Source organism: Stutzerimonas zhaodongensis, assembly GCF_003696365.1.
GTDB lineage: Bacteria > Pseudomonadota > Gammaproteobacteria > Pseudomonadales > Pseudomonadaceae > Stutzerimonas > Stutzerimonas zhaodongensis.
This window is the reverse complement of the sequence record NZ_RFFM01000001.1, coordinates 1-19,653: the sequence shown is the minus strand read 5'-3', so window position 1 is coordinate 19,653 and position 19,653 is coordinate 1. Positions and strand designations below refer to the sequence as shown.

Here is a 19,653-nt window from a genome sequence, read left to right as displayed (position 1 = left end):
TCTGTCCGGGTCATGAGGTGCGGCGCAGTATCAACAGGTGGCGTTGCCCTTGGCAACCGGGAACCTTGAGGACCACACAGCGCTCGAGTTGGAAATCGACCGGTAACGCTTGCAGCTCGTCGTCAGGCTGAATGCCTTTCATGGCGAGCCAGCAGGAATCAAGATCGCCCAGATGACGTGTCCAGCTGGTGAAATCTTCAAGAGAGCTGAACGCCCTCGACGTGATTCCGTTGAAGGGCTGAGCCGGCTTGAATTGCTCGACGCGGCTGTGGACAACTTCGAGATTGGCGAGTTTCAGTTCAAGTTTAACTTGAGTAAGAAAGCGTGTTTTTTTCCCATTGGAATCGAGCAGTGTGAAATGCCGCTCCGGAAATAGAATAGCCAGCGGAATCCCGGGCATCCCTCCCCCGCTACCCACATCGAGCCAGCGCGAACCACCGGGCTGAACATGGGGTGCAACGCTCAGGCTATCGAGCAGATGGCGGGAAACCATTTCAGCCGTATCGCGAACAGCCGTTAGGTTGTAGGCCTTGTTCCACTTGCTGAGCAGCGCGAGATAGGCGAGCAACTGGTCTCGCTGATTATCGCTGAGCACGACACCTAGCTGTTGTGCCCCCTCCTTAAGTTCCTCGGCGTAACCTGCGTATTCAAGGTCCATCAAGCACTCTGCTCCAGCTTCTGACCGGCGCCGCGTTTTTTCAGATGAATCATCAGAAGCGATACAGCCGCTGGCGTTACGCCAGGAATCCTGGAGGCTTGTCCGAGGGTTTCGGGGCGGGCAAGGGAGAGCTTGTGCTGGATCTCCTTGGATAACCCGGATATCGAGGAATAATCCAGTTCCATCGGTAGCGCGATGTCCTCACTGGCACGAAGACGGGCAATCTCTTCCTGTTGCCGATCGATGTAGCCAGCGTACTTGGTTTTTATTTCGACCTGCTCGGCAACCTGCGCATCCTCGACGCCTTCACCAGTGAGTGCAACCAGGCTTCGGTAATCGATTTCCGGTCGCGCCAGGAGGTTGAGCAAGTTGTACTCGTGCGTCAGAGGCGTACCGAAACGTTGAGCTATGGCATCGCCTTGGGGCGTTGATGGGCGGACCCAGGTGCTCTTAAGGCGTTGCTCTTCCTGCACGATAGCTTCGCGCTTGCGTTCGAATGCGGACCACCGGACATCATCCACCAAACCCAACTCGCGGCCTTTTTCGGTGAGTCTGAGATCGGCGTTGTCCTCCCTGAGAATCAACCGATATTCGGCCCGGGAGGTGAACATCCGATAAGGCTCCTGAGTCCCGAGCGTGATCAGGTCGTCGACCAACACACCCAGATAAGCCTCGTCGCGCCGAGGACACCAGCTGTCCTTACCTTGCGAGCGCAAGGCAGCGTTGGTTCCGGCTAGCAACCCTTGAGCGCCCGCTTCTTCATATCCGGTCGTGCCGTTGATCTGGCCCGCGAAGAACAGCCCGGCGATAACCTTGGTTTCCAGGCTGTATTTCAAATCGCGCGGATCGAAATAGTCGTATTCGATGGCATAGCCTGGACGCACAATATGTGCCTGCTCCATTCCACGGATGCTTTGCACGATCTGCAGCTGTACGTCGAAAGGCAACGACGTGGAGATTCCATTGGGGTAAAGCTCATGGGTAGTCAGCCCTTCAGGTTCAATGAAAACCTGATGGCTGTCTTTATCGGCGAAACGATGAATCTTGTCTTCGATCGATGGGCAATACCGCGGGCCTACCCCTTCGATAACCCCCGAGTACATCGGCGAACGATCAAGATTGGCCGCGATGATTTCATGTGTCCGAGCGTTGGTATGGGTAATCCAGCAGCTCACTTGCCTTGGATGCTGGGCAGCGTGGCCGAGAAATGACATTGGGGGGATAGGTGTATCGCCTGGCTGTTCGGTCATCACCGAAAAATCGACGGTTCGCCCATCGATTCTCGGTGGGGTACCTGTCTTGAGACGACCCACCCGCAGCGGCAGCTCTCGCAAACGTCTAGCCAATGCAATGGATGGCGGATCTCCAGCGCGCCCACCTGAATAGTTCTCCATACCTATGTGGATAAGTCCACCCAAGAAGGTACCGGTCGTCAGCACAACGGAATCGGCGAAAAACCGCAGCCCCATCTGAGTAATGACGCCTTTGACCTCCTCGCCTTCAACGATCAGGTCATCTGCGGCTTGCTGGAATATCCACAGGTTCGCCTGGTTTTCCAGAGTCTCCCGGACAGCCGCCTTGTACAAGATCCGGTCCGCTTGGGCACGAGTAGCGCGAACAGCCGGCCCTTTGCGGCTGTTCAGTACACGAAACTGAATACCGCTCTTGTCCGTTGCAGCGGCCATCGCTCCGCCTAATGCGTCGATTTCCTTGACCAGATGACTTTTGCCTATCCCACCGATGGCGGGATTGCAGCTCATCTGCCCAAGGGTTTCCACATTGTGGGTAAGCAGCAATGTCTTCACGCCGATTCGTGCTGCTGCCAAAGCAGCTTCGGTACCGGCATGGCCACCGCCGATAACGATGACATCAAAACGGGAAGGGAAATCCACCACGCACCTCGTGCCTGTTCAGATGAGTTTGGGGAAACGCGCAAGTATAGGGGCTTAGGCCCCTGTAAAGAAGGGCTCTGCACAAAAATTGATCAACCACCAATAGAGGAGAATCAGCTTTATAAATAAAGAGAAATATATAAAGAGCTTGTAGATATGTTTGTTAATGGTGGTGCGGGTATCTGTGGATAACTTAACGGACGCCAAGCCCTGAAAGGGTTCTAGGGTTTCAAAAGCCTGTGCTGCGCCTGGGCGGATCCAGTTAGGATCAGGTGATTTAGCTGTTGATAACAGGAGGAGTTATGCACAGGTGAGTTATGCAGGCCCTTCGACCCCCGGTTATCTACCTATCTTAAGCGCAGTTATCTACAGGGCTTGGAGGCGGGAAACGACCATATTTTCATGGTGTTCGAGTTGTGAAGAAGCATCAGTAACGTTTTTTTGAATGCTGTTCGGCCTGCGCCAGGCTTTCGTCGAGCGTGATAGGGCTGCGTTCAAGTACGCCTTCAAGCGCGTCCTTGCCATGCAAGCCTTCGAGGCGGGCTCCGGATACATAGGCGGCACGGCCAAGGAGGTGGCCGGCGATTGGAATGGTAAGCATCAGAAATACCACCGTAGCTGATCCAATGAAAATCGCCTGTACATCCCCCATATGGATCATGACGCCGACCAGAATCAGGCCTGCACCTACAGTTCCGGATTTGGTCGTGGCATGGATTCGCTGCAGTGGGTCGGCGAAACGCAGTAGGCCGAACACTGCGGCGAACAGGAAAATCACGCCAGCCAGCATGAAAACTACCGCCAGGACATCTGTCATTGCTTACTCCTCCCCTTGCGCATGATGAAAACCGCAAAGGCGCAGGTTCCAACAAAACCGATCAGCCCGAGTCCGAACCCGACGTCGAGAAATTCTCTACGTCCGGTCATGGCCGCTACGAGCGCGGCGATGGCCACGCCTACTCCGGTCAGCATGTCCAGTGCTACAACCCGGTCTACAAGCGTTCGGGCAACGATCATGCGCCACAGGGTCAGCCCTAACGGCAGCATGACCAGCATCAACAGTGTTTCGATCATGCTTACCACCTCTCGATGCGCGCAATGCGACGCTCGAAGACATCGCGGATCGATTTGATGATCTGCTCTGGAGCGCGACCATCAAGCGCGTGAACATACAGCAGGCGGCGATCATCACTGACGTGCAGCGCGCAGTTTCCCGGTGTCAGCGATACCAGGCTGGCCAGCACGGAAATGCCCATGTCGGTACGCAGTTCGATCGGCACCGCGATGATCGAGCTGCGCATGTTCGGGGATCTCGAGAACGCGGCGCGAGCGACCGCCACCGAGGAGACGATCAGTTCATAGAGATAGATCCCCAGCAATTCAGCTACATCGATGACGCGTCGCAGGATGCCTGTCTTCATGGGCGAGCCTCCAGAATCGGGTCAGGGGTTAGTACCGCCGACACGTAGGCAGTGGGCTCCAGCAGCGCGGCAGCTGCTGCTTGCGAGAACTGGATCAGTGGTTGAGGCATGAAGCCGATCACCAGCGTTAGTGCGCCAAGTGTGGCGATGGCCAGGAGCATCGGAAGCGGTACCGGACGGGCCTCCCTTCTAGGCAATACGGGTTTCTTCCAGAACGCTTCCATCCAGATCTTGGTCATCGAATAAAGCGTCAGCAGGCCGACGAACAGCGCCAGTCCGGCCAACCAGTATTCACTTGCACGAAAGCTTGCATCGATTACCAGAAACTTAGCCCAGAAGCCGGAGAGCGGCGGCAGGCCCGCCAGCGATAACGCCGGCACAAGAAACAGTGCCGCCAATAGCGGATTGCGGTACATCAGGCCCCCGCTCTTGCGCAGGTCGAAGGTCCCGGACGCGCGATGTATGGCCCCGGCGAGCAGGAACAGGTTCGCCTTAACAATGATGTGGTGAATGATGTAGAAGATCGCTCCCGCCAGTGCTGCCTGTGTGGAAATTGCCAGACCCAGCAGCATGTAGCCGATCTGACTGACGATGTGGAATGACAGAATCCGCCGCACATCCCACTGAACCGCGGCGCCAAATACGCCGAACAGCATGGTGCCAGCGGCCAGCACAGCGACGATTTCACGGATGCCGCTGTCCTCGACGCTGAAGATCAGAGTGAAGACCCGGAAGCAGGCATATACCCCTACCTTGGTCAGCAGGCCGGCGAATATCGCAGAAACGGTGATGGAAGCCGTGTGATACGAAGCCGGTAGCCAGAAAAACAGTGGGAAATAACCAGCCTTGATGCCAAAGCCACAGAGCAGGAGCAGCGCCGACAGCGTCAGGTTGATTGACGGTTCGGTTTCGGGCAACACCCTGGCCAGATCGGCCATGTTCAGCGTTCCAGTTGCCCCATAGAGCAGCGCGACGCCAGTTAGAAAGAGCAATGTTGAAAAAAGGTTGAGCACCGCATAACGCACTGTCGCATCGAGCCGGGCGCGGTTGCGACCAATGGAAAGCAGCCCCATCGCGGTGATCAGCATCACCTCGAACCAGACATACAGATTGAAGATGTCCCCGGTGAGGAAGGCGCCGTTGACCCCTGCAAGCATGCCTAGCAGCAAGGGATAGAACCCCGCCTGCTCCTCCCGCCGACGGATGTCCGCCACGCCGAAGATCATCACTGCCGCAGCCAGGATACCGGTGATAGCCACCATCGCCGCAGCCAGAGCGTCGGCGACGAAAACCACGCCAAAGGGGGCGTCCCAACCTCCGAAACGAATCGCAAGAACACCCGGCTGCTGAACCGCGACGAGTAGCAGCACCGAGGCGGCCAACAGCAATGCGATGAAAATTGCGTTGACGATCCTCTGAGCGCGGCGCTGCTTCCAGAAACAGGTCGTCAGTCCGGCGCCAAGGATGGGCAACAGAACCGGCCAAAGTGGTGCATGTAGGGTCAGAAAACCGATCACGTGTGATCCTTAGTTGACGTAAATGGCGAACCCAGGCGCTCGGCGGCGCCGATGTCACGTGTATCGACGCTGCCAAAACTGCGATAGGTTTGAAGCGCCAGCGCAGCAAAAAAAGCGGTCAGCGAAAATCCGATCACGATGGCTGTGAGCACCAGTGCCTGTGGCAATGGGTTGGCCGCGTCAGCCGTCAGGCTGCTCTCTCCGGCTCGAATGACCGCCGGCACATTGGATACGATCCGCCCGGACAGAAAGATCACCAGGTTGATCGCCGCCGAAAGCATGGTGACGCCCAGGAGAATTCGCACGATGTGCCGGGACAGGATCAGGTACAGACTGCAGCCAGCGATCACGGCAATAGCGAATGCGAAGAGCAGATGCATGTCAGAGGCCCTCGTAGAAGCGCAGGATCAGGGAAAGAATGCCGCCCAGCACCACCAGGTAAACGCCGATATCGAACAGCAACGTGGTGCCGATGTGGAAGCTGCCTAAGATTGCCCACTGGTGTGTCAGGAACGAGCCGTCCAGCCAGAGGCCGGACAAACCGCTAAACAGCGCGGCGAGGATGCCGAGGCCGATAACCGTCATGGGTTCGAATCGTAGGGCGGCGCGAGCCGCTTCGACGCCGCGGGCCAGCGCCAGGGTGGCGAACCCGGCAGCTGCAATCAGCCCACCGACGAAACCGCCTCCGGGCTCGTTGTGTCCCCGGTAGAGCACGAAGATCGAAACGACGAGCATCAGGCCAAAGAGGATCCGCGAGAAGGTAGCGAAGATCAGCGAATTCATGGCGTGGTCCTCCTGCGCGGTAATGCCCGTAGAAGTCCCCACACACTCATGGCTGCGAAGGCCACCACAATGACTTCGCCCAGGGTATCGATGGCCCGGTAATCGACCAGTACCACGTTGACCACGTTGCGGCCATGGGCTTGCAGGTAACTGGTAGCGGCGTAGAAATCGGAAATGGTGCTGTCCAGTGGCAGCGTGATCGTGGCGGCCAGCGCAACGAACACCACTATCGCGAACCCGACCGCGAGCACGATATCAAAGCGTTTTTCCCCAGGCTGACGGGTCGACGCTGCGCGCTCCGGCACGCGCAGCAGCAGCGCCACCAGGATCAGCACCAGCAGAACCTCGACAGAAAACTGTGTAAGCGCTACATCCGGGGCCCCATTGAGCAGGAAGATCAGGGCCGAACCAAAGCCCACCACACCGACTGCAATCATAGCCCGCAGCAGCGATGGCGTGCGGGTAGCAGCGATGGCACCCACGCACATCAACAGCAGTACGACGGCCGAAGGCATGTCGAAGCGCCCACCATTAAGGGTAAATACCGGGTGGGTGCCGCTGGCAAGAACGCCGTAGCCAATGATCAACAGCACTGCTGCAGCTACTGTGGAGGTATAGCGATGCTGGTCTCCGTTCTGCAGGAGCCGTGTGCAGCGCTCGGCCAGGCGCAGGGTGGCAGCGAATAGCGCATTGAAACCAAAGTCACCAAGCACGCGTGCCAACCGTTTGTTCAGCGAAAGCGCATAGTGGATGCGGTGCCAGTAGGCAATAAGCCCGCCCGCGAAAGCGACCACGGTCGCGCTGAGCGCAAGCATCGGTGTGAAGCCGTGCCAGAGCGAAAATGACAGGTCTACCGTGTGCCCGACCAGTACGTCGTTGGCTGGCTGAATAAGGCCGCGCACCAGAAAATCCGGGGCTAGACCAAACATGAATCCCAGCCCGCCCAGAACCAGCGGACCGAGATACAGCCCTGGGGTCTCGGGGTGCTTGATTTCACTGCGCGTCTTGCCAAGGTAGTAAGGGCGGATCGCCGCGACCCCGGCGATCGCCGCGAACACCGCATTGACCAGTACCGCAACGGCCACTATCACCCAGCCAGAAGACGCGTTGAGTTGGCTCTCGAATAGGTATTCCTTGGTAATGAATCCCAGCGTCGGCGGAAGCCCGGCCATGGAGATCGCAGCCATCCCGGCCGCTACGGTAGTCACCGGCAAGCGTCGCGCCAGCCCGCCGATGCGGCTCAATCTACTCTCGCCTACCGCATGGATCGTGGTACCGGCGCAGAAGAAGAGCGCAGCCTTGTACAAGGCATGCGCAATGATGAAAGCAATCAGCGCCGTCACCGAATAGTCACCATCCAAGCCGATCAACATCACCAGGACGCCAAGTGAGCCCACTGTTGAATGCGCCAGGACATCCTTGAAACCATCTGTGGAAAGGGCCCGTACGGCCGCCAGCAGCATGGTCAGGCAACCAATCGTGACCAGGGTCGTATTGAATGCCGGTACGCCTTCGAAAATCAGATCGAAGCGCGCCAGCAGGTAGACGCCGAGCTTGACCATGGTGGCCGAATGCAGAAATGCGGAAGCTGGCGCTGGAGCTTCCATGGCTTGAGGTAGCCAGAAATGGAACGGGAATTGTGCTGATTTGGTGAACGCACCCAGCATGATGAGGATCATTGCAGGAATGGCGAGCGGGCTGGCCAACAGCTCGGGCGCACGCAGCGCCACCTCAGACAGCGAGTAGGTGCCAAGTGCGATGCCGATCAGCAAGATACCGCCGAACAAGGCCAGCCCGCCCCCGCCGGTAACCACCAGTGACTGCAACGCTGCCTTGCGAGCTTGCGGACGGCTGGAGTTGAAGCCGATCAACATGAACGACAACAGGCTGGTTGCTTCCCAGAACACGAACATCACGATGAGATTGTCGGACAGTACAGTCCCCAGCATCGCGGTCATGAACAGCAGAATCAGAGACAGGAAGCGGGCGCCCTCCTCACGTGGCGAATGCGAAAAGTAGGCGCCTGCGTAGATCGTCACGAGCGTGCCAATGCCGGTGATCAGGAGTACGAAAAGCAGCGCGAATCCATCGAGTCGCAGGCTCAGCGAGATACCCAGCGCTGGAACCCAGTTCAACGTTTCACTAATGACAGGGGTTTCGCCCAGGGCTGCGCCCTGCGTCAGAAAGAATACGAACAGCCCCGCCGGCAGCAACGCAGCGATCCAACCCCCATGGGGAAAGGTGCGGCTAACGAGGAACCTGGCGAAAATTGCGCCCAGGAACGATACAAACATTGCGGCAAGCACGGCGCCATCCTTTTTGTCGTGGTGCTGTGGAAACGGCTGAGCCGATAGCGAGTGTTTTGATGACAAAGGTAGTTCAAGGATTCGCCGAGGCCTGTTACCGGCTGTTTCAGGCGCAACGGGGCGTCAGCTGTCAGACGTATCAAGCAGAGGATGCTAAACAAGCTACGCAACTCAGGGAGCGCCGCATTTCGCGGGCTTGAGCGTTTGGTTTGTTAACCAGGAGGGAGAATTGGCTTCCGTCCGAACAGGATTGCCCGGACGGTTCTGCAATTGTTACTTGCCTATGCAGAAGCTCGAAAAGATGCGTCCTAACAGGTCATCGGAGCTGAATGCACCAGTGATTTCGCCGAGAGCCTGCTGCGCCAGGCGAAGATCTTCGGCGAGCAGCTCGCCCGCCCCGGCCAGGGTCAGTTGCTCATAGCCGTGCAGCAGGTGCTGTTCAGCCAGGCGCAACGCATCCAGATGTCGACGGCGAGCGCTGAAACTGCTCTCAGCAGTTTGCTCGTAGCCCATGCACTGTTTGAGATGCTCGCGCAGCAGTTCGATACCTTCACCTGAGCGGGCAGACATATTCAGGACAACCTGACCCTCCGGACTGATGCTCAGTGCGATTGCTTCGCCACTCAGGTCGGCTTTGTTTCGGATCAATGTCACCTTTTTCGGATCCGGATTGAAATCCAGAAACTCAGGCCACAGCGCAAGCGGATCTCGCGCTTCAGGTGCACTGGCATCGACCATCAACAGAATGCGGTCGGCATCGCTGATTGCACTAAGGGCCCGTTGCACACCGATGCGTTCCACCTGGTCTTCGGTGTCCCGCAGGCCTGCTGTATCCACTACGTGCAACGGCATGCCGTCGATGAGAATGTGTTCGCGCAAAACATCGCGGGTCGTGCCAGCGATATCCGTCACGATTGCAGCCTCTCGTCCAGCCAATGCGTTGAGCAGGCTGGACTTGCCGGCATTGGGACGACCCGCGATCACCACGCTCATTCCATCACGCAACAAGGCGCCTTGCCCCGCCTCGCGCTGCACTGTGGATAACTCTGTTCGTACGCCATCCAATTGAGCCAGGACATGCCCGTCGGCAAGAAAGTCGATCTCCTCCTCAGGGAAATCGATCGCTGCCTCGACGTAGATCCGCAGTTGAATCAGTTTTTCGGTCAACTGATGAACGAGCCGCGAGAAATCGCCTTGCAGTGATCGAACCGCGTTGCGGGCCGCTTGAGCAGAGCTCGCCTCGATCAGATCGGCGATCGCCTCCGCCTGAGCGAGATCGAGCTTGTCGTTAAGGAAGGCGCGCTCGCTGAATTCGCCAGGGCGCGCCAGGCGTGACCCAAGTTCGACACAACGCTGCAACAGCATGTCCATGACAACCGTGCCGCCGTGCCCCTGCAGTTCGACGACGTCCTCACCGGTGAACGAATGTGGACCCGCGAAGAACAACAGCACACCCTCGTCGATCACTTCACCATCGTCGGCATGAAACGCACCGTAGTGCGCATGACGTGGCGTCGGCTCGCGGCCGGTCAGGGTGATCGCGATCGCCTTCGCGCGTGGTCCTGACACTCGCACGATACCCACCCCTCCACGTCCGGGGGCGGTAGCGACGGCAGCAATGGTATCGATAGCTGCGTTCATGGGGGCCTCCTGTCAGGTAACAGATAGCAAAACGCCCCAGTCAAGGGGCGTTCTGTGTGAGCGGTTGAGGTGTCAGGCGGTCTTCGCTGCAGCCTCGATCTTGCGGGTAATGTACCACTGCTGCGCGATGGACAGGACGTTGTTCACGACCCAGTACAGCACCAGACCTGCAGGGAACCAGAGGAAGAAGAAGGTGAAGATAATTGGCAGCAACTTCATCACCTTGGCCTGCATCGGATCCGGTGGCGTCGGGTTCAACTGCTGCTGGATGAACATGGTCAGGCCCATGATGATCGGCAGGATGAAGAAAGGATCCTTGATCGACAGGTCAGTGATCCAGAACATCCAGGGCGCCTGGCGCATCTCGACGCTTTCCAGCAAGACCCAGTAGAGCGCAAGGAAGACCGGCATCTGCACGAGGATCGGCAGGCAGCCACCCAACGGATTGATCTTCTCTTTCTTGTAGAGCTCCATCATCGCCTGGGACATCTTCTGGCGGTCATCGCCAAACTGTTCCTTGAGCGCCTGCATCTTCGGCGAGACGGCGCGCATGCGGGCCATCGACCTGTAACTCGCTGCCGAAAGCGGGAAAAACGCCAGCTTGATGACGATGGTCAGCACGATGATCGACCAGCCCCAGTTACCCAGCAGGGCATGGATATTCTGAAGCAACCAGAAAATCGGCTGAGCAATGAACCAGAGAATGCCGTAGTCGACTGTCAGGCGCAGGCCTGGCGAAAGTTCTTCCAGCTCGTCCTGGCTCTTGGGGCCCGCATAAAGCGTGGCGTAAGTTTCACCCTGGCTGCCAGGCGCGACCGTAACGCCAGGGCCGGTGAAGCCGATGATGTAATTGCCCTGGCTATCCTTGCGGGTTTGAACCTGATTGGTCTGGCCCGGTGCTGGAATCCACGCGGTTACGAAGTAATGCTGTAGCCAGGCGATCCATCCGCCTTCAACAGTCTTCTTCAGGCTCTTGTCGTCCATGTCGCCCATGGAGACCTTCGTGTAGGGCTCGTCCTTCGTCCAGAGCGCCGCACCCAGATAGGTAGCCGTGCCGGTGGCAGTACTGGATGAGGGGTCGCCGCTGCTATCGCGCTTTAGCTGACCGAACATGTATCCAGTCCAGGGTGTGTCGCTCTGGTTATCAATGAGATAGCTGACGCGCAGATCGTAATTGCTTCGATCGAACGTGAAACGCTTGATGTAATTGACGCCGTTCTCGCTGTGTTTCAGGTCGACGACCAGCTGGTCCTGGCCATCGGCAAGCTGATATTGCTGCTGCTCGGTAGTGTAAAGAGGTCTGCCACTGGACTTATCCGGGCCGTCACCAATCAAGCCGCTCTGGGCTTCATAGGTGCGCTCTGCGCTACGCTCGAAAAGCTGGAACGGAATATCAGGACGATCCTGGCGGCGAGGAAATTCCGGCAAGCGCAGGTCGATGATGTCACCACCGCGTGGGTCGATCGCAACGTCCAGAACATCGGTTCGAACGCGGATCAGTTGGGTGGTCGCTTGGGTGTCAGGAAGCGCGCTTGTGGGCTGTTCACCACCGACGGCAGGTATATCGCTCTGCACGCCTTCAGAAGTCTGTGTCGTTGGCGTTTCCGGTAGTTGAGCGTTTGCGGACTGTTCCCGACTTGTCTCGGCAGGCAATGCTGCCTGTCCGTAGTCCTGATTCCACTGAAGAACCAACAGGTAGGCAACGACTGCCAAGGCGACAAGCAGAATCGAGCGTTTGATATCCATGGTTACTCGGTCATCGAAGATGAATTGGAGGTGTGGTTGGAAGGCACCGGATCATAACCGCCGGGGTTCCATGGATGGCAACGGCCGAGCCTGCGCAGGCTCAGCCAGCCACCGCGCAGCAGGCCATGTTGTTCAATGGCCTCTTGTGCGTAGCAGGAGCAGCTGGGGTAGAAACGACAATGGCTCGCCATCATTGGACTGATGGCGTACCGGTAGAACTTGATCGGGAGCACAGCCAACTTACGCATGAGCGGATTTGGCCTGTTCCGTCTTTGTGTCGTTCTGGGAGGGGGTGCGAGACAACCGTCTCCAGAGCTTGGCAAATTGCTTAGCCAGTTCGGCATTGTCCAGATCTGCCAAGCCCTTGCGTGCGATGACCACGATGTCCCACCCCGTCAGATCCACCTGGTGGAGACGAAAGGTTTCACGCAGTTGCCGCTTGATGCGATTGCGCTCTACCGAGAGCTTGACGCTCTTCTTGCCGATCACCAACCCGATCCGGGGATGAGGCAATCCGTTTTCGCGCACCAGTAACAGGACGTTCCTGCCCGGTAACTTGCCAGAGGGGGAGTCGAAGACTGCTTTGAACTGACTCGGGGTAAGCAGCCGCTTTTCCCGACCGAAGTCTCGACTCACTACCTTTTCTGACGTGTTCAGACTGCCAGGCGCTTGCGACCTTTGGCGCGACGACGCGACAGGACTGCACGACCGTTCTTGGTGGCCATGCGAGCACGGAAACCGTGAGTACGAGCGCGCTTCAGGGTGCTGGGTTGAAAAGTGCGTTTCATGATGCGGTACCTGGTAATCGGTTGCGGACCGGAATGGCCCCCTTTTAAGAGACCGGCGATTGTAGAGAAGCCGTGAGGCCAGGTCAATTTCCAACCAGCCTCATCTGCAGAGAAATTTAAATAAGAAAGAAAGATTAAAGCTCTTCTTAAAACTGTGTTTATAGATGGTGACACGGATTTCTGTGGATAGAGTGCTAGAGCCCAACAGCTGTGCAGCTTTCAGCGGATAGAAAACCTCTGACGAACCGGTGCGCCCACGGTGTAGATCCGTTGAGCAAGCTGTGGATGAATCATCTACTTATCAACAGACGCCTAAATCACTATGTTATGCACAGCCTTTTCCATATGGGTCAGTTTGGCTTATCAACAGGGTTAAATGCGTCGGGTACAGGAAAAGTTTTGGATTCTTCTGCTTCGTTTCATTCGTATGGGGCTTTGATTGTGGATAACTGCTCAACTCAAGCGCTACAATGGGCGCCATTTTGCAGCTGCTACAGCTAGGAGTACTCGTGTCGGTGGAACTTTGGCAGCAGTGCATTGACCTCTTGCGAGATGAACTGCCAGCCCAACAATTCAACACCTGGATTCGCCCGCTTCAGGTCGAATCTGATGGCGACGAGTTGCGGGTTTATGCCCCCAACCGGTTTGTTCTGGATTGGGTCAACGAGAAGTATCTGTCCCGTTTGATCGAGCTGTTGTCTGAGCGATCCACAGGGGTTACTCCATCCCTTTCCCTATTGATAGGAAGTAGGCGCACGCCAGGCCAGCAGATAGCGGGAAGCGTTCCGCGCCCTCAGACACCGGCCGGCGCACCTGCTGCCGCTGCGCCACCGGCTGCGCCGCACTACGAGCCTCAGTCTGCAAGTACTACTCCTGAGCCGGCCGCTCCTGTGCCTTCTCGCTCACCCGAGCGTACCGTTCAGGTCGAGGGTGGGCTCAAGCACACGAGCTACCTCAACCGAACATTTACCTTCGAGAACTTCGTCGAAGGTAAATCGAACCAATTGGCGCGCGCAGCAGCCTGGCAGGTTGCTGACAACCCCAAGCATGGCTACAACCCGTTGTTTCTTTACGGCGGAGTCGGCTTGGGTAAAACGCACCTGATGCACGCGGTTGGCAATCATCTGCTCAAGAAAAACCCCAATGCGAAGGTGGTATACCTGCACTCTGAGCGGTTCGTGGCGGATATGGTCAAGGCTCTGCAACTCAATGCCATCAACGAGTTCAAGCGCTTTTATCGCTCTGTCGACGCGTTGCTGATCGACGACATTCAGTTTTTCGCCAAGAAAGAGCGGTCTCAGGAAGAGTTTTTCCACACCTTCAACGCGTTGCTCGAAGGGGGTCAGCAGGTGATTCTGACCAGCGATCGCTACCCCAAGGAAATCGACGGCCTGGAAGAACGTCTCAAGTCCCGGTTCGGCTGGGGTCTGACTGTCGCGGTCGAGCCTCCGGAGTTGGAAACCCGGGTGGCGATCCTGATGAAGAAGGCGGACCAGGCCAACGTCGATCTCCCCCACGACGCAGCGTTCTTCATCGCCCAGCGTATTCGCTCCAATGTCCGCGAGCTGGAAGGCGCTCTGAAGCGCGTCATCGCTCACGCTCATTTCATGGGCAGGGACATAACGATCGAACTTATTCGAGAATCGTTGAAGGATTTGCTCGCGCTTCAAGACAAGTTGGTAAGCGTTGACAACATCCAGCGCACTGTCGCCGAATACTACAAGATCAAGATTTCTGACTTGCTGTCCAAGCGGAGGTCACGCTCCGTTGCGCGCCCTCGTCAGGTTGCGATGGCGTTGTCCAAAGAGCTCACCAATCACAGCCTTCCTGAAATCGGCGACGCTTTTGGAGGGCGGGATCACACGACGGTGCTTCACGCCTGTCGTAAAATTGCCGAACTTCGCGAATTAGATGCGGATATCCGCGAAGATTACAAAAATCTGCTGCGCACTTTGACAACCTGAACAGACTGCGGCCAATTAATAGGCAAGGGACCAGACCATGCATTTCACTATCCAGCGCGAAGCCTTGTTGAAACCTCTGCAGTTGGTTGCCGGCGTCGTTGAGCGTCGCCAGACGCTACCGGTGTTGTCCAACGTTCTGTTGGTGGTGCAGGACCATCAACTGTCGCTCACCGGCACGGATCTCGAAGTCGAGCTGGTTGGTCGTGTCACTTTGGAAGATGCGTCAGAGCCCGGCGAGATAACAGTTCCGGCACGCAAGCTGATGGATATCTGCAAGAGCCTGCAGCCCGATGCACTCATCGACATTCGTCTCGATGATCAGAAGGTCGTTATCAAATCAGGTCGTAGCCGTTTCTCTTTATCGACCCTGCCGGCAAACGACTTTCCCACGGTTGAGGAGGGCCCCGGCTCGCTGAACTTCAGTGTTAATCAGGGCAAGATGCGCCGCATGATCGAGCGCAGCAGCTTCGCCATGGCCCAGCAGGACGTACGCTACTACCTGAATGGAATGCTGATCGAAGTTTCCAGCGGCATGCTGCGTGCGGTTGCCACCGATGGACACCGCCTTGCGATGTGTTCGATGCAGGCTGGCATCGAACAACCGGACCGGCATCAGGTCATCGTCCCACGCAAGGGTATTCTGGAGCTTGCACGTCTGCTGACGGATCAGGATGGCGAGGTCAGCATCGTGCTGGGTCAGCATCACATCCGAGCTACGACGGGTGAATTCACCTTCACGTCCAAGCTCGTCGACGGCAAGTTTCCCGACTACGAACGCGTTCTGCCACGCGGCGGAGACAAGCTGGTGGTGGGCGAGCGTCAGACTCTTCGAGAGGCTTTCAGCCGCACCGCAATTCTTTCCAACGAAAAGTACCGCGGTATTCGCTTACAGCTCGAAAGTGGACTGTTGAAGATTCAAGCCAACAACCCCGAGCAGGAAGAGGCTGAAGAAGAAGTGGCGGTCGATTATTCGGGTGGTTCGCTGGAAATCGGCTTTAACGTCAGTTATTTGCTCGATGTGCTAGGTGTTATGACCACCGACCAGGTGCGTCTGATTCTTTCCGATGCCAATAGCAGCGCGCTGGTACAGGAATTCGACAACGACGACTCGGCGTATGTGGTCATGCCGATGCGTCTGTAATAGTCATTGAATGTCGCTTAGCCGTATCGCCGTCACCGGTGTTCGCAATCTGCAGCCGGTGACGCTTCACCCCTCCCCTCGGATCAATATCCTCCACGGGGACAACGGCAGCGGGAAGACCAGTCTCCTCGAAGCCATTCATATCCTCGGGATGGCTCGTTCCTTCCGAAGCGTTCGATTGAACCCGATAATCACGCACGAACAACCCAGTTGTACGGTGTTCGGCCAGGTTGAGTTAGGGGAAAACCAGTCAACTGCTTTGGGAATCTCCCGTGAGCGTAGTGGCGATGTGCGTATTCGTATTAATGGCGAGAGTGTGCGCAGCGCGGCGGAACTTGCCGACACCCTGCCGCTACAGTTGATCAACCCCGATAGTTTCCGGCTGCTAGAAGGCGCGCCCAAGCTTCGCCGTCAATTTCTAGATTGGGGAGTGTTCCACGTGGAACCCCGCTTTCTACAAGCTTGGCAGCGCCTGCAGCAGGCCTTGAAGCAACGGAACTCGTGGCTGCGACATGGTACACTGGATGCCGCTGCGCAAGCGGCCTGGAGTCGCGAGCTTAGCGCTGCGAGCGACGAGATTGACGGTTATCGTCGCGCATATATTCAAGCGTTGAAGCCAGTTTTTGAACGTACGTTGTCGTCGTTGCTTACACTCGACGGTTTTCAACTGAGCTACTACAGGGGCTGGGACAAGGAGCGGTCTCTAGCTGAGGTCTTGGCCACGTCAATCGAGCGTGACCGCGCGATGGGGCATACGCAGGCGGGTCCGCAACGTGCTGATCTTCGGTTAAGAATCGGCAGCCATAACGCGGCGGAAATTCTGTCCCGTGGTCAACAGAAGCTCGTGGTGTGTGCGTTGAGAATTGCGCAGGGTCATTTGGTTAGCGAGTCCAAGCGCGGCCAGTGTATCTATTTGGTAGACGACCTACCGTCCGAACTGGATGATCAGCATCGGCTGGCGTTATGCCGTTTGCTGGAACAACTGAATTGCCAGGTATTCATCACCTGTGTCGATTCAAAAGTATTGCTGGAGGGCTGGCGAGAAGATACGCCGGTCTCAATGTTTCACGTGGAACATGGAGCGATAGCACCGGACCACGGCCCCTCGGGAGTGAAGGCATGAGCGAAAATCACATTTACGATTCGTCCAGTATCAAGGTCCTAAAAGGTCTTGATGCCGTGCGGAAGCGTCCCGGCATGTATATCGGCGACACCGACGATGGAACCGGTTTGCACCATATGGTCTTTGAAGTTGTCGATAACTCAATCGACGAGGCGCTTGCCGGCCATTGCAGCGACATAAGCATCACGATTCATGTCGATGAATCCATCAGCGTCCGCGATAACGGCCGCGGTATTCCAGTGGATATCCACGAAGAGGGTGTCTCGGCAGCAGAAGTTATCATGACCGTGCTTCATGCCGGCGGTAAATTCGATGACAACTCCTACAAGGTATCCGGGGGGCTCCACGGGGTTGGTGTTTCCGTAGTTAATGCCCTGTCAGAAGAACTGATCCTGACGATACGACGCGAAGGAAAGGTGTGGGAACAGACCTACATCCACGGCGTTCCACAGGCTCCACTCGTCGCAGTTGGTGAGACGGAAGATTCCGGCACACAGATTCACTTCAAGCCTTCAGCGGAGACTTTCCAGAACATTCATTTCAGCTGGGACATTCTGGCTAAACGTCTCCGCGAACTGTCGTTCTTGAATTCGGGCGTTGGTATCGTGCTGCGTGACGAGCGTAACGCCAAGGAAGAGCTGTTCAAATACGAGGGCGGGCTTAGCGCGTTCGTGGCCTATCTCAACACCAACAAGACGCCCGTGAACGAGGTGTTTCACTTCAACGTCCAGCGTGATGACGGGGTTGGCGTTGAGGTAGCGCTGCAGTGGAACGACAGCTTCAACGAGAACCTGCTCTGCTTCACGAACAACATCCCTCAGCGTGACGGCGGAACGCACCTGGCTGGATTCCGTTCGGCCCTTACCCGAAATCTAAACAACTATATCGAGCAGGAAGGTCTAGCCAAAAAGCACAAGGTCGCCACCACCGGCGACGATGCCCGTGAAGGTTTGACTGCAATCATCTCGGTGAAGGTGCCTGACCCTAAGTTCAGTTCACAGACCAAGGACAAACTCGTGTCCTCCGAGGTCAAGACGGCCGTCGAGCAAGAAATGGGCAAGCATTTTGCCGACTTCCTGCTCGAGCATCCCAATGAAGCGAAGGCTGTAGTTGGAAAGATGATCGATGCAGCACGTGCACGTGAAGCAGCGCGTAAAGCACGTGAAATGACCCGGCGCAAGGGTGCTCTGGATATCGCCGGCCTGCCAGGCAAACTCGCCGACTGCCAGGAAAAGGACCCTGCCCTTTCCGAACTCTACATAGTGGAGGGTGACTCCGCGGGCGGTTCTGCAAAGCAGGGTCGTAACCGAAGAACTCAGGCCATTCTTCCGTTGAAGGGCAAAATCCTCAACGTAGAGAAAGCTCGATTCGACAAGATGATTTCCTCCCAGGAGGTGGGCACCCTGATCACCGCACTCGGTTGCGGTATCGGACGTGATGAGTACAACATCGACAAGTTGCGCTATCACAACATCATCATCATGACCGACGCTGACGTCGATGGCTCGCACATCCGCACCTTGTTGCTCACCTTCTTCTTCCGCCAGCTTCCGGAACTGATCGAGCGAGGCTACGTGTATATTGCGCAGCCGCCTCTGTACAAGGTCAAGCGAGGTAAGCAGGAACAGTACATCAAGGACGACGAGGCGATGGATGAATACCTCACTCAATCGGCCCTTGAAGACGCTAGCCTTCATGTGAACGAACATGCGCCTGGCCTTTCTGGAGAAGCGCTGGAGCGTCTGGTCAACGATTACCGCACCGTAATGAAGACGCTTCAGCGTTTATCTCGACTCTATCCTCAGGAGCTGACAGAGCACTTCATCTACCTGCCTCGCGTAAGCGTAGAGCAATTGGCTGACCGGGCAGCGATGGAAGCTTGGCTTGAACCTTATGCGGCGTTGCTCAAAGGAGTTGAGCGATCGGGCCTGGCCTACAAGGCAAGTCTTCGGGAAGATAAAGAGCGCCACCTCTGGTTGCCTGAGGTTGAAATCATTTCTCATGGTTTGGCCAGCTACATCACTTTCAATCGTGATTTCTTCGGCAGCAATGATTACAAGACAGTCACGGTACTGGGTGAGAAGCTGAATAGCCTGCTTGAAGACACTGCTTACGTTCAGCGTGGTGAGCGCAAGAAGCCGGTGTCCACCTTCAAGCAGGCGCTTGACTGGCTGATGCATGAAGGCACGCGCCGTCACAGCGTGCAGCGCTATAAGGGGCTGGGCGAGATGAATCCGGACCAGCTATGGGAGACCACCATGGATCCGGCAGTAAGGCGGATGCTCAAGGTCACCATCGACGATGCAATCGGTGCAGACCAGATCTTCAACACGCTGATGGGAGATGCGGTCGAGCCTCGGCGAGACTTCATTGAATCCAATGCATTGGCAGTGTCCAACTTGGATTTCTAATGATCCGTTAGTAGTTGGATAATCCGCTGCTGCGGATGGAATTGAAAACCCGGCGCAAGCCGGGTTTTTTGTTCCACGTGGAACGTCATAGTGATACTCCATGACGACCCTTCGTTTAATCAATTTTCAAGAGTAGGCGTTGAGCTCTAGTATCTCCCCTATCAAAGATTCTCAATCTTCAGCGCTCTTATATAGAGCGCATCAATTCCGGGGAAAAATTCATGCTCGACTCCAATCTCAAAGCGCAACTGAAAACCTACCT

General features: G+C 56.6%; 18 protein-coding genes. 4 read left to right on the top strand and 14 right to left on the bottom strand.

From position 1 onward, the window contains the following. Nucleotides 1-10: 10 nt before the first annotated feature. The 14 genes from rsmG to rpmH form a co-directional block, all read right to left on the bottom strand. A complete protein-coding gene (gene rsmG / locus EA797_RS00090) occupies nucleotides 11-658 on the bottom strand; it encodes a 16S rRNA (guanine(527)-N(7))-methyltransferase RsmG (RefSeq protein WP_122163065.1) in 648 nt (215 codons plus the stop codon). Continuing rightward, nucleotides 658-2,550 carry a tRNA uridine-5-carboxymethylaminomethyl(34) synthesis enzyme MnmG gene (gene mnmG, locus EA797_RS00085; RefSeq protein ID WP_122163063.1) on the bottom strand — a complete coding sequence of 631 codons (1,893 nt, stop codon included), beginning with the start codon at nucleotides 2,548-2,550 and terminating at the stop codon, nucleotides 658-660. The genes rsmG and mnmG overlap by 1 nt, the downstream gene beginning before the upstream one ends. 427 nt (nucleotides 2,551-2,977) lie before the next feature. Beyond that, complete coding sequence (gene mnhG / locus EA797_RS00080; protein ID WP_122163061.1) at nucleotides 2,978-3,367, bottom strand: monovalent cation/H(+) antiporter subunit G; 390 nt, start codon at nucleotides 3,365-3,367, stop codon at nucleotides 2,978-2,980. After that, entirely contained in the window at nucleotides 3,364-3,624 is a 261-nt protein-coding gene (locus EA797_RS00075; RefSeq protein ID WP_122163059.1) for an MrpF/PhaF family protein, read from the bottom strand. The genes mnhG and EA797_RS00075 overlap by 4 nt, the downstream gene beginning before the upstream one ends. 2 nt (nucleotides 3,625-3,626) lie before the next feature. Then, entirely contained in the window at nucleotides 3,627-3,971 is a 345-nt protein-coding gene (locus EA797_RS00070; protein WP_122163057.1) for a Na+/H+ antiporter subunit E, read from the bottom strand. Then, complete coding sequence (locus EA797_RS00065; RefSeq protein ID WP_122163055.1) at nucleotides 3,968-5,488, bottom strand: proton-conducting transporter transmembrane domain-containing protein; 1,521 nt, start codon at nucleotides 5,486-5,488, stop codon at nucleotides 3,968-3,970. Before EA797_RS00065 ends, EA797_RS00070 begins: the two co-directional genes overlap by 4 nt. Then, nucleotides 5,485-5,868: an NADH-quinone oxidoreductase subunit K gene (locus tag EA797_RS00060; RefSeq protein ID WP_122163053.1), complete on the bottom strand. Its 384-nt coding sequence runs from the start codon at nucleotides 5,866-5,868 to the stop codon at nucleotides 5,485-5,487. Before EA797_RS00060 ends, EA797_RS00065 begins: the two co-directional genes overlap by 4 nt. A gap of 1 nt (nucleotide 5,869) precedes the next feature. Then, nucleotides 5,870-6,271, bottom strand: a complete 402-nt coding sequence (locus tag EA797_RS00055) for an MnhB domain-containing protein (RefSeq protein WP_122163051.1) — start codon at nucleotides 6,269-6,271, stop codon at nucleotides 5,870-5,872. After that, nucleotides 6,268-8,577, bottom strand: coding sequence for a hydrogen gas-evolving membrane-bound hydrogenase subunit E (gene mbhE / locus EA797_RS00050; RefSeq protein WP_122163049.1), 2,310 nt, complete (start codon nucleotides 8,575-8,577; stop codon nucleotides 6,268-6,270). The genes EA797_RS00055 and mbhE overlap by 4 nt, the downstream gene beginning before the upstream one ends. 273 nt (nucleotides 8,578-8,850) lie before the next feature. Next, nucleotides 8,851-10,218 carry a tRNA uridine-5-carboxymethylaminomethyl(34) synthesis GTPase MnmE gene (gene mnmE / locus EA797_RS00045; protein ID WP_122163047.1) on the bottom strand — a complete coding sequence of 456 codons (1,368 nt, stop codon included), beginning with the start codon at nucleotides 10,216-10,218 and terminating at the stop codon, nucleotides 8,851-8,853. A gap of 72 nt (nucleotides 10,219-10,290) precedes the next feature. Further along, the gene (gene yidC / locus EA797_RS00040) at nucleotides 10,291-11,964 is read right to left on the bottom strand and encodes a membrane protein insertase YidC (protein ID WP_122163045.1); all 1,674 of its coding nucleotides are present in this window, start codon (nucleotides 11,962-11,964) and stop codon (nucleotides 10,291-10,293) included. Between the two features lie 2 nt (nucleotides 11,965-11,966). After that, the gene (yidD, locus tag EA797_RS00035; protein ID WP_122163043.1) at nucleotides 11,967-12,212 is read right to left on the bottom strand and encodes a membrane protein insertion efficiency factor YidD; all 246 of its coding nucleotides are present in this window, start codon (nucleotides 12,210-12,212) and stop codon (nucleotides 11,967-11,969) included. Next, nucleotides 12,205-12,600 (bottom strand): ribonuclease P protein component, encoded by a 396-nt coding sequence (gene rnpA / locus EA797_RS00030; RefSeq protein ID WP_122163041.1) that lies wholly within the window; start codon nucleotides 12,598-12,600, stop codon nucleotides 12,205-12,207. The genes yidD and rnpA overlap by 8 nt, the downstream gene beginning before the upstream one ends. 17 nt (nucleotides 12,601-12,617) lie before the next feature. Continuing rightward, nucleotides 12,618-12,752, bottom strand: a complete 135-nt coding sequence (gene rpmH, locus EA797_RS00025) for a 50S ribosomal protein L34 (protein WP_019340723.1) — start codon at nucleotides 12,750-12,752, stop codon at nucleotides 12,618-12,620. A 509-nt stretch (nucleotides 12,753-13,261) separates the two neighbouring features. On the opposite strand from rpmH, the gene dnaA reads away from it, so the two are divergent. From dnaA to gyrB, 4 genes are read left to right on the top strand one after another with little or no spacing between them, the layout of a single operon-like run. Further along, nucleotides 13,262-14,716 (top strand): chromosomal replication initiator protein DnaA, encoded by a 1,455-nt coding sequence (gene dnaA, locus EA797_RS00020; RefSeq protein WP_122164622.1) that lies wholly within the window; start codon nucleotides 13,262-13,264, stop codon nucleotides 14,714-14,716. 37 nt (nucleotides 14,717-14,753) lie between these two features. After that, on the top strand, nucleotides 14,754-15,857 hold the full coding sequence (gene dnaN / locus EA797_RS00015; protein WP_122163039.1) for a DNA polymerase III subunit beta: 1,104 nt from the start codon (nucleotides 14,754-14,756) through the stop codon (nucleotides 15,855-15,857). Nucleotides 15,858-15,867: 10 nt separating this feature from the next. Continuing rightward, nucleotides 15,868-16,980 carry a DNA replication/repair protein RecF gene (recF, locus tag EA797_RS00010; RefSeq protein WP_122163037.1) on the top strand — a complete coding sequence of 371 codons (1,113 nt, stop codon included), beginning with the start codon at nucleotides 15,868-15,870 and terminating at the stop codon, nucleotides 16,978-16,980. Then, the gene (gyrB, locus tag EA797_RS00005; protein WP_122163035.1) at nucleotides 16,977-19,391 is read left to right on the top strand and encodes a DNA topoisomerase (ATP-hydrolyzing) subunit B; all 2,415 of its coding nucleotides are present in this window, start codon (nucleotides 16,977-16,979) and stop codon (nucleotides 19,389-19,391) included. Before recF ends, gyrB begins: the two co-directional genes overlap by 4 nt. Nucleotides 19,392-19,653: the final 262 nt, after the last annotated feature.

What these genes read in the sequence shown, in the direction of transcription:
- rsmG (WP_122163065.1), bottom strand. Translation starts at nt 658, where the DNA reads ATGGACCTTGAATACGCAGGTTACGCCGAGGAACTTAAGGAGGGGGCA.
- mnhG (WP_122163061.1), bottom strand. Translation starts at nt 3,367, where the DNA reads ATGACAGATGTCCTGGCGGTAGTTTTCATGCTGGCTGGCGTGATTTTC.
- EA797_RS00075 (WP_122163059.1), bottom strand. Translation starts at nt 3,624, where the DNA reads ATGATCGAAACACTGTTGATGCTGGTCATGCTGCCGTTAGGGCTGACC.
- EA797_RS00070 (WP_122163057.1), bottom strand. Translation starts at nt 3,971, where the DNA reads ATGAAGACAGGCATCCTGCGACGCGTCATCGATGTAGCTGAATTGCTG.
- EA797_RS00060 (WP_122163053.1), bottom strand. Translation starts at nt 5,868, where the DNA reads ATGCATCTGCTCTTCGCATTCGCTATTGCCGTGATCGCTGGCTGCAGT.
- EA797_RS00055 (WP_122163051.1), bottom strand. Translation starts at nt 6,271, where the DNA reads ATGAATTCGCTGATCTTCGCTACCTTCTCGCGGATCCTCTTTGGCCTG.
- mnmE (WP_122163047.1), bottom strand. Translation starts at nt 10,218, where the DNA reads ATGAACGCAGCTATCGATACCATTGCTGCCGTCGCTACCGCCCCCGGA.
- yidC (WP_122163045.1), bottom strand. Translation starts at nt 11,964, where the DNA reads ATGGATATCAAACGCTCGATTCTGCTTGTCGCCTTGGCAGTCGTTGCC.
- yidD (WP_122163043.1), bottom strand. Translation starts at nt 12,212, where the DNA reads ATGCGTAAGTTGGCTGTGCTCCCGATCAAGTTCTACCGGTACGCCATC.
- rpmH (WP_019340723.1), bottom strand. Translation starts at nt 12,752, where the DNA reads ATGAAACGCACTTTTCAACCCAGCACCCTGAAGCGCGCTCGTACTCAC.
- dnaN (WP_122163039.1), top strand. Translation starts at nt 14,754, where the DNA reads ATGCATTTCACTATCCAGCGCGAAGCCTTGTTGAAACCTCTGCAGTTG.
- recF (WP_122163037.1), top strand. Translation starts at nt 15,868, where the DNA reads ATGTCGCTTAGCCGTATCGCCGTCACCGGTGTTCGCAATCTGCAGCCG.
- gyrB (WP_122163035.1), top strand. Translation starts at nt 16,977, where the DNA reads ATGAGCGAAAATCACATTTACGATTCGTCCAGTATCAAGGTCCTAAAA.